Origin of the sequence: Eubacterium ruminantium, assembly GCF_900167085.1 — a bacterium.
In the GTDB taxonomy this organism is placed as follows: domain Bacteria; phylum Bacillota; class Clostridia; order Lachnospirales; family Lachnospiraceae; genus Eubacterium_Q; species Eubacterium_Q ruminantium.
In genome coordinates, this window is record NZ_FUXA01000010.1 from 102,391 (window position 1) to 115,031 (window position 12,641).

The 12,641-nt window shown below is 33.4% G+C and carries 15 protein-coding genes; all 15 read right to left on the reverse strand.

Features of this window, described 5'->3' with window-relative positions; all coding sequences use genetic code 11:
* Window positions 1-124: 124 nt before the first annotated feature.
* Window positions 125-1,165, reverse strand: a complete 1,041-nt coding sequence (locus B5D25_RS08885) for an HNH endonuclease (protein ID WP_078787610.1) — start codon at window positions 1,163-1,165, stop codon at window positions 125-127.
* Between the two features lie 13 nt (window positions 1,166-1,178).
* Entirely contained in the window at window positions 1,179-3,326 is a 2,148-nt protein-coding gene (gene nrdD, locus B5D25_RS08890; protein WP_078787611.1) for an anaerobic ribonucleoside-triphosphate reductase, read from the reverse strand.
* Between the two features lie 26 nt (window positions 3,327-3,352).
* On the reverse strand, window positions 3,353-3,718 hold the full coding sequence (locus tag B5D25_RS08895; protein ID WP_078787612.1) for a hypothetical protein: 366 nt from the start codon (window positions 3,716-3,718) through the stop codon (window positions 3,353-3,355).
* 452 nt (window positions 3,719-4,170) lie between these two features.
* On the reverse strand, window positions 4,171-4,410 hold the full coding sequence (locus B5D25_RS08900) for an HPr family phosphocarrier protein (protein WP_078787613.1): 240 nt from the start codon (window positions 4,408-4,410) through the stop codon (window positions 4,171-4,173).
* Window positions 4,397-4,975: a 5' nucleotidase, NT5C type gene (locus B5D25_RS08905; protein WP_078787614.1), complete on the reverse strand. Its 579-nt coding sequence runs from the start codon at window positions 4,973-4,975 to the stop codon at window positions 4,397-4,399. Before B5D25_RS08905 ends, B5D25_RS08900 begins: the two co-directional genes overlap by 14 nt.
* Before the next feature lie 4 nt (window positions 4,976-4,979).
* A complete protein-coding gene (locus B5D25_RS08910) occupies window positions 4,980-5,510 on the reverse strand; it encodes a deoxynucleotide monophosphate kinase family protein (RefSeq protein ID WP_078787615.1) in 531 nt (176 codons plus the stop codon).
* Between the two features lie 15 nt (window positions 5,511-5,525).
* On the reverse strand, window positions 5,526-6,275 hold the full coding sequence (locus B5D25_RS08915; RefSeq protein ID WP_159444132.1) for a cell wall hydrolase: 750 nt from the start codon (window positions 6,273-6,275) through the stop codon (window positions 5,526-5,528).
* Between the two features lie 42 nt (window positions 6,276-6,317).
* Window positions 6,318-9,863, reverse strand: a complete 3,546-nt coding sequence (locus B5D25_RS08920; protein ID WP_078787617.1) for a PHP domain-containing protein — start codon at window positions 9,861-9,863, stop codon at window positions 6,318-6,320.
* A 59-nt stretch (window positions 9,864-9,922) separates the two neighbouring features.
* Complete coding sequence (locus B5D25_RS08925; protein ID WP_078787618.1) at window positions 9,923-10,186, reverse strand: hypothetical protein; 264 nt, start codon at window positions 10,184-10,186, stop codon at window positions 9,923-9,925.
* Window positions 10,186-10,776 carry a hypothetical protein gene (locus B5D25_RS08930; protein ID WP_078787619.1) on the reverse strand — a complete coding sequence of 197 codons (591 nt, stop codon included), beginning with the start codon at window positions 10,774-10,776 and terminating at the stop codon, window positions 10,186-10,188. Before B5D25_RS08930 ends, B5D25_RS08925 begins: the two co-directional genes overlap by 1 nt.
* 11 nt (window positions 10,777-10,787) lie before the next feature.
* Window positions 10,788-11,012: a hypothetical protein gene (locus tag B5D25_RS08935; protein ID WP_078787620.1), complete on the reverse strand. Its 225-nt coding sequence runs from the start codon at window positions 11,010-11,012 to the stop codon at window positions 10,788-10,790.
* 13 nt (window positions 11,013-11,025) lie between these two features.
* A complete protein-coding gene (locus tag B5D25_RS08940) occupies window positions 11,026-11,676 on the reverse strand; it encodes a ClpP family protease (protein ID WP_078787621.1) in 651 nt (216 codons plus the stop codon).
* Window positions 11,677-11,690: 14 nt separating this feature from the next.
* Window positions 11,691-11,963 (reverse strand): hypothetical protein, encoded by a 273-nt coding sequence (locus B5D25_RS08945; RefSeq protein ID WP_200803237.1) that lies wholly within the window; start codon window positions 11,961-11,963, stop codon window positions 11,691-11,693.
* A 38-nt stretch (window positions 11,964-12,001) separates the two neighbouring features.
* Window positions 12,002-12,424, reverse strand: coding sequence for a class I SAM-dependent methyltransferase (locus tag B5D25_RS08950; RefSeq protein ID WP_078787622.1), 423 nt, complete (start codon window positions 12,422-12,424; stop codon window positions 12,002-12,004).
* Window positions 12,417-12,587 carry a hypothetical protein gene (locus B5D25_RS12890; protein WP_159444133.1) on the reverse strand — a complete coding sequence of 57 codons (171 nt, stop codon included), beginning with the start codon at window positions 12,585-12,587 and terminating at the stop codon, window positions 12,417-12,419. The genes B5D25_RS08950 and B5D25_RS12890 overlap by 8 nt, the downstream gene beginning before the upstream one ends.
* Between the last annotated feature and the right edge of the window lie 54 nt (window positions 12,588-12,641).

A 12,641-nucleotide genomic window follows, 5' to 3' on the forward strand; every position in this document is an offset into this window, starting at 1 on the left:
TTGTAACCTTTTTTTTGTTATTATTTAAATTTTATGTATAGACCGCAATGGCATTCGCCATTTAATAATGATATTTGGATGCATTTTAATTCTCTCCGTTTTATGTATTGCGGTTTGCCATCACTTATTTGTGTGAATTAATTAACTCAATTACAAATCTTCTTATAGATTCTTTTGAATTGCACAAATTTATTTGTTCAAATATTTCTTCGTCATTTTGAGTATTTCTAAATTCTCCGAATATTTCACATTCAGCAATATATCTTGCATATACTGCGTCGCAAAGATTTTTATAGTTTCCAAAATGATAATTTTTTGTCTTGTTTCGTAGCTGTACATGCCATTTATTCTTATTTTTAACAACCCCAGTAAATCCAGATGTATTATTTGTTTGTAATCCATGATTCATTTGATTTTGACTTCTAGTTGCTCTTCTAAGATTTGATAAACAGTTATTTAGAGGATTATTGTCTGTATGATCAACAATAATATCTTTGTCTTCTATGTTTAAAAGATACCTTCCTAAGATAATTGTTGGATGTTTACCAGTAACTACCCTATATTTAGTTCTTCCGTTAACAATATTATCCTCAACTATTATCCATTTATACTTTTTTACTTTATCAATTTCTGAGGTATCAATTGTAAAAGTATTTATATATTTTCCATAAGCATCAAAAACTTTGACATCCGTAATTCCGTCATTTCTATCTATATATTCATTAGTATTATCATGGCATGTCCACACGGGAATATTATATAAATCCATATACTTTCTTACTGTAGTATTATTTCTATTAGTTTCTTTTGCGATTTGAAGCATACTTTTATGTTTAATTATATGTTCGTTATATAAAAATTCCTTTGTAAAAACTGGTTCAGCTTTTCGCAAAATACCAAAGTTATTGCAATTGCGAACAATCGTTTCTTGTCGAACAGAGAATTGTTTTGCTATATCTTTTGTTGTTCTTCCCTTCACAATATATTCATTATATAACCATTCATATTCTTGATATGGTTTAATTAAGGTCTTTTTTATACCATAATCTGATAACTTATGAGCCAACGTATCTTTGCTATATCCACATTTATCTGCAATTTGACGAACGGTTTTGTTTTGTACAATATATTGATCATAAAGCCATTCTTTCGAAACATTTATCAATAAACCACCTTCTTTACTCAGCTAAATATGTTGGTGTACCAACGTGCAGTACACGAGCTTTTATTTCTTTGGTCTTTCCTAAGTTCCAGAAATTCTCTCCAAGATATCCACAAGTTCTTCTTGTAACATTCATCTTAGAATGATCTTTATTATGACAACAAGGACACTCCCACTCATTGTCATCATTAATTATTATTTCACCATCATATCCGCATACATGACAGTAGTCAGACTTGGTATTGAACTCTGCGTACTGGATGTTATCATATATGAATTTAACTAATTCACGAAGTCCTTCTATGTTTTTGTTCATGTTGGGTATCTCGCAGTAAGATATTGAGCCTCCCGATGATATTGTCTGAAACTGACTCTCAAAAGATAACTTTTCAAATGCGTCTATATTTTCTCTAACATCTACGTGATATGAGTTTGTGTAATATCCTTTATCGGTAACATCTTTAATATCTCCAAACTGTTCTTTATCAAGTCGTGCAAACCTATAACATAAGGACTCCGCAGGAGTGCCATATAATGCAAACCCAAGTCCGGTTTCTTTTTTCCATGAATCACAAGCATTCCTCATATGATTCATTACTTTTAAGGCAAACTCTAATCCCTCTGGGGCAGTATGACTTACCCCTTTCATTAACTTAGTGACTTCATATAACCCAATATATCCAAGTGAAAGAGTTGAATATCCACCGTGAAGTAACTTATCAATCTTCTCACCTTTTTTTAATCTTGCTAATGCTCCATATTGCCAATGAATAGGACTGATATCTGATGTAATTCCTTCTAATGCTTTATGCCTACAGATCAATGCATCTTTACATAACTGTAATCTCTCATCAAATAATTTCCAAAATAATTTCTCATCACCTTTAGCAACAATTCCAATCTGCGGAAGATTAATACTTACAACGCCTTGATTGAAACGTCCCTCGAATTTATAATTCCCCTTCTCATCCTTCCAAGGAGAAAGGAAGCTGCGACAGCCCATGGGCGAGAATACATTCCCTTCATAATTCTCACGCATCTTCTTAGCTGAGATATAGTCAGGGTACATTCTCTTAGCCGAACACTTAACAGCCATCTCTGTGACATAATCGTATTTACCACCTTTAAGACAATTACATTCGTCAAGAACATAAACAAGTTTAGGAAATGCTGGAGTAATAAACACTCCTTTTTCATTTTTAATTCCTTCGTATCTTTGTCTAAGAATTTCATAGATAATTCTTGCATTTTCCTCTTGATATTCACAATTGTCACCTAAATTTAAAAACAAGGTGACAAACGGACTCTGACCGTTGGTTGTCATAAGCGTATTGATTTGGAATTGAATGGTCTGAACACCACTTCTTAATTCCTCTTCAAGTTTATCTTGAACAAGATTTTCTATTATTTCTTCAGATAGTTTATTTTTGTATTTATCTGTAATTCTCTTTTTGTACTTATCGTAACTACGTCTCAAGTACTTACCTAACCATTTAATGTCTACAGATTGACCACCATATTGATTAGATGCAACTGCAGCTATTATCTGTGTCATTACAGTACATGCTACTTGGAACGATTTTGGAGACTCTATTAATTTGCCGTTCATAACAGTGCCATTGTCTAACATATTTCCTATATCTATCAGACAACAATTGAAGATTGGTTGAATAAAATAATCCATGTCATGAAAATGTAAAACGCCTTTTTCATGAGCATCAACTATTTTTTTAGGCAACAGTTTTCTTTTTGTTGTATCAGTAGAAACCGCTCCAGCAATATAATCTCTTTGAGTAGATGCTAATCGTGGATTCTTATTTGAGTTTTCATTATTCCAATAATCACTTTGTCCTCTTACAATTTCTGATATAGATTTATCAATTGTATTTTCTCGTGCATTAGTTCTTGTATTTCTATAAATAACGTAGGCTCTAGCAACATCTTTTCTTGCACAAGCCATTAACTTTTCTTCGATAATATTCTGTATTTCTTCAACCTTAAAATTTTTGTTTAAATCTTCTATATAATCAGCAATATCATTAGCTTTGTTCTTAGCATAAGTTGTGATATCACCATCTACTTCTTCAAATGCTTTAAGTATCGCATTAACAATTTTGTCTTTATTAAAGCTTACTCTTCTGCCATCACGTTTATATACTTTCATAAGTTTCGATCTCCAATCTTTAGTTTTTAACAGTAGTCTTCCAGATCAATATCATCTAACCCAAAAAGCTTCTTGAATACATCTATTGTGTCGTCAACCTCTTTTTTTCTTTCCGGTGATATTTTCTTTCCCGTTCCAATTTCAGGATCAACAATCTGTACTTTGTATCCAAGTTCTTTCTCAATATCCTGAAGAGACATCTTCTTTACTTCGGGCTTAAGCTTCCAAATATCCTCATGAAAAAGAAGATTAATAAATGGTGACACCTTGCACTTCATGTCGATTACATCGCCATAAAACTCAAACCCTTTTTCCTTACTGTAAGTGCCATATTTACACTCATATGTTTTGCCGTTTTCATCGGCAATTCCAATCATCTGATATGTATACATATTAATTCACTGCTACTAAAAACATATACAAATGTGTATATGATAGATGATTCGCTACAATCTCACGATTCGTAGTTACTGCTTCAACGTGTATGCTTTAGTAATCTATAAACGGATATACTACTCACAAGTTCTTGTACACTCCACAGTCGTTAATTCCCGACTAAGCCATCGGTACATATCCATATTGCCTTGTATGTGGTGTAATATGAATTTCATCTAGATAGTAGACTCTCCTTTCTTAATATTTTAATTTGCTACTTGGTTTTTGTAGTCTTATACCATTACTCAAACACAACCATCAGGTTTCTACACCATAGTTAGCAGGACTATTTCAAACTGCTCTGGTATTTCCTGTGTTTCCAGTGGTTTTAAGTTACCAACTAATACTCTGGCTTTTGAGTATCTTTACTCACATTTGATAATATTATTAGTTACTTAAGGAATCCTCCTTATAATCTCGTTATGCCGAGAAGTTCAATATCAAACATAAACCTCTCTCTTTCACTTGGCTCTTTTTCAATGAATTCCAACTCAAAAGTTTTATATAATCCAAGTGCTATTAATCCCATTATAGATTCGCCATCTATAGTGGTTCGACCATCATGGATTATGATGTCGCTTTTATAGTGCGAAGCTATATCTGCAAACTTCTTCAAAACTTCCACATTTTTAAACCTAATCTTGATCAATCTTTAGCTCCTCCTCATGTAAATAATTTTCAAGATCATACCAGTTATTACATCTCACTCCCGTCCAATTTTTATTCCAAGAGTATTCGTCGCCAAAACAAACTTTTTTAGCTGCGTTACTGTTGATAAGATTACTAACCGAATCGTCGATAATAATCCCATCCGACATATCTACATCGCTTTTGTCAACATGTTCGCCAAACACAACCGGCATAAATTTAGCATATGGCATATTCTTTAATAACCATATCTGTTTACCAACAAGGTTTTCATGATTACCCATGGATACAACTTTAATTTCATACTTTTCTGATAAACGCTGCAGTACTTCCTGAGCATTATCCATCCATTCTACGTTAGCGAAAAAACGTGGCTGATTGAAGTATCTATCTATAACTGAATATGGTTCAAGATATAGTTCTTCAAATCTCCAAGTATCAATACTTGTCCAATCTACCGGCGAAAATTTCTCATAATACTTATGGTCTTCATTATACAGTTCTGTAATACATTTAACGGTATTTACAATTACTCCGTCAAAATCGACATATAATGTTTTTATCATAATTTTACCTCACAATTTCCTGAACGAAAAGATTAACGCGACTTTTAAGATCCTCCATGGTACGAGAATTATTTAATATTTCGTAGTCAAATTTAAAATTATCAAGGGCGGTTTCTGACGGATGTTTCTTCTGTTCATCAGTAAGACCATTGTTATAATTGTCCGAATACACCCTTACGGCAATTGTTGGGAAGCAGTTTTTAACGGCGATAATTTCATTTTCGAATCTCGCATCCGGGATAATTACAAAATCCCATTCGTCACAATACATCTTTAACATATCAATAACATACTGTGCCCAATAGTTCTCATTTTTCTTACGAACTATATCAGTACCTAATCTTTGCAGGAGGGATCTTCCGACTTCATCTTTTTCCCCATTCCACCCAAATAAAGTTTTGGCTTGGTATTTGAGAAGATCGGCATAGTGTGTTATCAATACACTATACCCCATATCTTCTAACTGTTCTTTGAGTAGCTTCGCAGTAGTATCTTTGCCCGACTGAGCTTTACCACTAATTGTAATCACATTCATATGCAATCTCCTTTATTATTTATAGAAATGATGCCCCGCATCATCTGTAAATATATAATCTGCCCCACAGAATTCATCACTGTATTCCCCACTATGGAAAAACAACGCACCATCTGTGGTATCGGCAGAATTCATAGCTTCATTAACTGCGTCAATTGTGCTCTGATCCACATCGCCTCGTGTGGCGAACTGATTAGGTGATAAACAAACATCATATATATTATTTGGAAAAGAGTCTGAATTAACCCTATTCATAATTACATGAGCTACATGCATCTTGTCTTCCTTGCTTGCCCCACGAACTTCGGCTTCTACCACCTCATACATTATCCACGGAATATCCGACGAAGCTTCCGGAGATTCTTCGTGAATTTCCTCCGATTCATAAATAGACTCTTCATATTCAGGTTCCAGGGATTCTTCATAATAGAAATTCTCAGTTGATTCTTCCACCTCAGAAGACTGAGGACTTTCCACTTTCTCCTCTTCATTTTTCTTTTCTTTTTCGATTAAGAGCGTTGAAAGTTTTTTGACTTCTGCGTTTAAAGATTCAATTTCTTCTTTTGAAGCGGTAAGTTTAACGGATAAATCCGCAGCTTCCGTCTCTCTAATTTCCAATTCTTTTTTAATTTCTTCCTTTTCTGTTTTTAGTTTCTTGTTTCGATTGTGTAGTTTTGCAATATTTAATATACTTAACGTACCACATATTCCGGTAATTAATAAACATACCAAAACAACAACAATCAGTTTGTTTTCTTTTTTCATATAAAGTACCTTCCTTTCAACCACATTATATCCTATCATGTTTTATGTGTCAATATTAATTCCTTCCTTTATATCGTAATCGTACAGCCACCATTCTTTATTCATATAATCTCTTGTCCATTCTCCATCCACCATTTTGGCTTTAGGTTCTTTTTTGCATTTCTTCATATATAGAATATCTCCATTTTCGAATGGTTGCTCTTTGAATGTGGTATATACTAAAGACCCTTTTCCGGAACGAGTTTTTCGCACCTTCATTACTTCTGTTTTACCATTTTTTAAACAGTACGCTGCAAATTTTGGAGAATATGATGTATCTAACTGAGTTACGACTACATATCTTGGATCTAGATTTGGATTAATATAATCTATATACGACATAAATTCTTGTTGTGCACTTACTAACTGCTTGACCGAGAATGGTTTGCCCATATACTTTATATTCGTTAATAATTTATATGCATCTATGTTTTTATATTCAGCTTCGGATATTTTAGTAGCAAAACGCTGTTTAACATCCTCTGGCATTTCAGTAAGTTTAAAAAGTTTTTCATAATTATACCCATTAAACTCACCGGTTTTTTTATGCTTTTCACACTGTTTAACTATTTCACGATACTTTTGTTGGCGATCAGAATCAGTTATGGCAGTTGCTATAGCGTTTATATTAACTTCTTTAACCTCAGCTGCTTTATACTCTTCGCAATATGGTATTACAAATTCTGGATCAAGACCGAGCTTGGCTTGTTTAATGCTTTTTTTAAACCCTTTGTTTTTATCATACAAAATATTAAATTTGCTTGTTATGTATGTTAACTCGTTGACTTCACCAAAATCTGAGAAGTAATCAAGTTTAATAAGAATATCAAGCTGATCGTTCTGTAGCGATGTTGTATTTTTAATATCAATTAATAAATCTATAAAATTGTTGTATCTCTTATTTTGCGACAGTTCATATAACTCTTCTGCTACTTTACCATTTAAATTCTTGATTGCAGCTACACCCTGATAAATACTATTGCCACTTCGATCATAGAAAAATTTACTTCGTGATTTACCAAATTTGATTGGATTAATAGTTATGTTTTTACTCTTAATATATTCTTTTATATTTTCAAGTTTTTGTTTTGCTGCATCACTATTACCACCAGAATAAATATTGAGTGCTTCAGTTAATGTTTCAAGTGGATAATAATGCCTAAGCCATGCACAAGCATATCCTAGCATAGAATACGGTATAGAATGATTACGACTAAATAGATAATCTGAAGCATCCTTAATAACTACAAGAAAGTTTGTAATAATATGTTCTGCTTCTTCTTCTGATATATTATAATCGGTTGTCATTGTATGAACAAAACCTTCTTTAATCATAGGTATGTCGTTTTCAGTACCAGTCTTCTTACTAAAATGTCTTCTTACTACATCTGCTTGACCCATTGTATATCCGCAGAACTTATTAAGAAATCCAATAATCTGCTCTTGATATACTAAATAACCAAGTGTTGGAGCAAGAAAGTTATTAAGCTGTTTATTACCATTATCATTAAATACACCTTTAGATAATTCATCTCTATACGATGCACCTGCTGGTCTAATAGCACCAGAAGCCATAGCCATCACATCTAAATAAGAAAAGTTTGGATTATACTTTTTGATATTATTGATTGTTTTTTCACTTAAACATTGTTTTAAAAAGTCACTAGCAAATCCAGATTCAAACTGAAATACAAGTGCTGTATCTTTTGCAATGTCTTTCCACACTTCCTCATCGTTAAAATTTAAAGTGTCCGGGGAGAGATATGGAATGCCAATATCTCTACATGTATTTTCAATAAGTCCAACACAATCAAGTCCAAGTATATCAAGCTTAACATAGTTTAGGGCATCTATTTCTTTCATATAAATTTGTGACACCGGTCTAGGATCAGTTGAGAGTGAAAGTGTACCAAAGTCTGCTTCAAGATCATTTGTTGAAACTACAAGTCCAGCTGCATGTCTACCAATGCTTGTGATAGTTCCTACAACTATATCAACATACTTAAATAATTCCTTATGTTTATTACGAACCTCGTCAGGAACTGTTTCTTTTCCACTTTCTTCATCTACATAAACACTATTGGCAATATCTTGAGCTTCGCCAACAGAATATCCCAATGCTCTACCAACATCTTTAATTGCTCCTTTTAACTGAATGGTATTAAAAGTAATTATGTTACAACAATTAAGTCTTGCGTCGTTAAATAGGTGTTCTCTAACCACATATCTTTCGTTATCAAACCAATCACTGTCTACATCGGCTAACGATACACGCTCCACATTCATAAATCTATCAAAGTTTAAATCGTATTTGATAGAATCAACATCTGTTATTCCAAGTATATAAGCAATGATACTTCCGCTAACAGAACCTCTTGACCACCCACAGTGAATGTCTTCTTTTCTAACCTCGGATTTATAATCCTGTTCAAGAATAATAAAATCTAAAGCCTTGTTATGTTTGTATGCGTCCATCTCTCGCTCTATTTGCTCAAGATATTCGTTGTAATTAGGGTATTTATCTATACCTTTTTCTTTTATGCCCTCCGCTATTTTTTGGCGTATATATTGCTCATTATCTTCAACAAGTTTAGGATATTTATAACTCTTATCCATTTTGAATTCTTCAATCATATCAGCTAACACATTAGTGTTATTAATAGCTTCTTTTACGACATCCATTGGTAATGCATTTTGAACTTCATATGCTTTTAATAGTTCTTCATATGTTTTAAAGGTTAAATCCCATCCATCTTCATCATCAAAATGTATGTCTTTAGATTTTTGAAGAATACTTCTTCCCTTTAAGTGTTCTTCATTTAAAGCGTGGGTATCTGTACCGGTAATTATTGGAACGTTAGTTTCTTGAGATAGTTTCCACAATGCTATATTATAATCTTTTTGTTTTTGCACATTATGATGTTGTATTTCCAGAAAGCACCTATGTTTGTTTTGAGTTAGAAATGAGATAAATTGATCCTTAAGAAAAGTGTTGTCAGATGCTAAGATGGAAGCCAAACACCCTGTACAAATTATAATATTGTCAGAAGTGTTAATTAATTCTTTAAATGTAATTCTTGGTGTGTAATAATAATGTCCATCTTCTCTATTAAATGCTATACTTGAAAGTTTATTTAATTCACGCACTCCATCATAGTTTTTTGCAATAAGTACGCAGTGGTAGTTATCACGCTTTTGTTTTCTTGTGGATAACATATATTCGTATATTTTTTCTTGCGCTTCTTTTTCGTCACATCCCAATAAAGATTCTGCATATTTATTTATTTCATTCTCATCATTCCACCATATTTTTTCGGTAACATAAAATTCTTCAGCATGAATATACTTCATACCCTTTGCTTCTATCTTAGCCTTTTTAAAAGTCCATTCAAGTACGTTTCCGTGTTCAGCGAATCCCATAGCCTTCATCCCAAGAGAAGCTGCGTAATCTACGTATTCATTATATTTTGTTATCGAATCTATGTTAGTAACCCCATTACTTAAATCGCTATGAAGATGGTATACTACATAATTATTATCTCTTTTCATCCTTATCCCTTCTTTTAAGAATTATCGGCAGTAAAACTTATTTACTGCCGTTATTTGTATTAATTATATTGCTCTCGAATTTCCTGAGGTATTTCCGGAGTTTCACCCCAAGCAATCACTTTGTCTACTTCGTAATATCCATATTCACTGTCGAAATCGTAGAATCCCGGACGTTTTTTATATTTAAAACTGTACTGGTCTAGATTGCTTAAATCACTGGCAAAATACATAGTGTCTACGCTAAGATGTTTGAAGATTAAACGTATTACAAGATATTTACCACTCTTAAGTGGCAATCCGTTTTTACACATATTCCATTCCATTAACTAAACTCTCCTTTTGCCCAATCTATACAATAATCCGGATCATTATGAGAATAGAAATCGTTGTGTTCTCTCCATTGATTCCACACTCCAAATTTTTTTGCAGCTTTTATTTCTGTTTCCGCATATTCAAGGTGGTTAAATGGTTCAAATATCTCAGCTTCATCCGGATTACAATCTATAAGGTGCAATCTGGGTTGTGGGTCACTCGTATGTTCACGGTCATAATCCGTTATATCATATGTCCACTTCAGAGGCGTTGGATGATCATCAACACCATGAGTCGTAACTATTTTTTTGTATTGATTCCATGTATACTTATCACCATATTCATCCTGTATCCTGAGATACTTCTTATACTTCTGATAAAATTCTTCAAGTTTTTTAAATGTATCCCATTCACGATGTATTTGAAACAATGGTCTCCATCCGCAACTACACTTATTAAGATGTACACTAAAATGCAAGTCGGGATTTTCTCCAATTTCATATTCTCCGTCGTAATAATAATTACTGTAGTTTGATTTCGTTGCAAAATGTTCGTGTGCAAATTGTGAATTTTTAATTATGAAATAATAATTCGTTCCCATTTCTCACCTCACTACTCCCAAACAACAAGCCAATCATCCTGATACAACTCATAGCGAACAATCTCGTCGCTTAAATGATAACTATCTCCATCTAGCGACTGTAGCATTTTATTCTTATATGCTGCCATCCCGACGAGAATTTCCTCATTAGAATTTCCCGCCGGAACAATCGCTCTATATTCAATAACTTTAAAATTTTTGTTGTCGAAATTTTTTAACACATCTCGTAGTGTCACTGCAACCCCTCCACTAAATGAATTCTTTTAGGATCTTGTCGACAAATCCCAACTCAATCCCCTCCTCAGAAAATACCCACCAATCATCACGACTCTTTTCTTTGTAAATTTCTTCGGTGACATTAGTGTTTTTAATAAGATAATTTTTCATCTTGAGGATGAGACTATTGTAATAAGTGGCGAAATTCTTGAATTTTCCCGCATCCATCTCTCCCGTAGTAGTGGATCCTTCGTGGAAGAGAAAACTTGCCGATGGATAACAAAATCTCTTATGTCCACAAATAAATACAATCAATCCACCCGAGTAGGCTTTTCCAGTATTAATTGTGTATACTGGGGTTTTTGATAATGTTATTGCATCTGATATAGTAAGGGCGGATACTAAATCTCCACCGCTTGAATTTACAATAATCTTTATTGGCTGTCTTTTTTTAACTGGAATATTCTTATCTACCATATTCCAAAACCTTATAAGATGTGAAAATACATCCCCGGTGGCTTCTTCAATATCCCCTAAGTGGAGAGTTCTATCTAAAAAATCCACTTTCTCTAAAATACAATCTAAATCTCTAATTTCTCCCGTATTGTTAAAATATTCAGTTATAATATCATTAATTGTAATATCGGCGATTTCCTTGCCGTCCATAAATTTTTCTTCTGCCACGAATAATCTCCTTTCTATTTTCGTTTATTTGCCACTATATATATTATTGCCATTGCCATCAGTAATAAGAATGAAATCCAAAGTGGAGAAAGCACCCATATCCATGACCACTTAATGACCTTACCAAGTTTGAGACATATAAATAATAGCTGTAGTCCTCCAATGAATCCTATGCTCCAATTTCCTTTGGTATTGTCCACATCTATTTTGACACCTCCCATTAGATATTCGCCCGCTATCAGTAAAGCGCAAATTATTAGTAATAATATGAACACAAGTACAATCATATATTAATTTCCTCCTTTATTAATAATATATTACGAAATCAGTCTATTGTCAATATTAATTCCTTACCTTCATCGGTACACTCGTAAGCTTCATCATATATTGCCTTGTATAGATGTTCTGTAATCAATTCTACACAGTTGGTAATTAAACCATTTCCGGCAATACGGTATAACTGAGTATCGCTACATCCAACTTCTCGACATTTTTGACAATCATCTTCCGTTAATCCCATCAGTTTAAAACATTCCTCTGGAATAAGTTTTCGAATCTTCAACTTTCTTTCCTGATCTTCCATTATATGTGATTTCCTTTCTTCATCAATTTCGATTATTAACGGCATTCTCAGCCCCCCTCCTGCGGTATTAATGGCGGGAGCGAGTCCGTCAGGATCATACACAAGTCCAGCAAAACTACCGCCTGTATGTCCAAACAAACTGCCTAACCTTTTAATATCATCCATTTTCATCCTCCAACACCACGATTAAACGTGGCGATTTATAATCTCTTGCAGTAATGGTTGGTGCTATTCCTTCTACTCCGTAAATATAGTCTTGTAAATGTACTATTCCGCTACCATTCTCAGGTTGCATAATTGCCAAAATTTGTATTTTAGATTCTTGCATTATTACCTCTTTATCTCAATTACTCCTGTCATAGCATATGTGGGAAACCCCTTG